We start from the raw sequence: 515 nt of genomic DNA, 5'->3' as shown, positions 1-515 counted from the left end.
GGTTGCCTCAGCCTGACCGTACTCGTCGGTCTTGTGCCCGCCGGGCACCTTCTCCTTGATCTTCTCCTTGAGTCCCTTCTTCCTCCTTCCTCCCACCCCATCATCCTCCGAAGAGCTGGAGCTGGAGCTGCCGGAGCGGTGGAGTATACCGCCACCGCGGTTCTCCTTCTCCGGGCGCGTCATCTGCGCCTGCCCTTCTGTCCCGTTGTACCCACCGGTGGTCCCATGACCAGCGGTGCCGTGACCGTACCCAGTCTCCTGACCCGTACCGCCACTGCGGTGCTCCTTCTCCGGGCGCGTCATCTGCGCCTGCTCACCTGTCCCGGTGTACCCACCGGTGGTCCCATGACCAGCGGTACCTTGACCGTACCCGGTCTCCTGACCCGTACCCGTTATCGGGTTGCCGTAAGCATCAACCTGCTCGGCCCGGTTCCCGTGCTGATCCCTCGTGTCCATCTTTTTCTGTCACACACAGTCTCTCACAACTCTTTTTGAAAATGTTATTTCTTTTCTTT

General features: G+C 60.6%; 1 pseudogene. It reads right to left on the bottom strand.

Features of this window, described 5'->3' with window-relative positions:
- Window positions 1–456 (bottom strand): annotated as a pseudogene (locus CXQ92_RS18005) (hypothetical protein); the annotation flags it as partial.
- Window positions 457–515: the final 59 nt, after the last annotated feature.

Source organism: Arthrobacter sp. SX1312, from assembly GCF_002929295.1.
GTDB lineage: Bacteria > Actinomycetota > Actinomycetes > Actinomycetales > Micrococcaceae > Arthrobacter_D.
The sequence above is the reverse complement of the archived record's forward strand: the minus strand, read 5'-3'. Positions and strand labels throughout refer to the sequence as shown.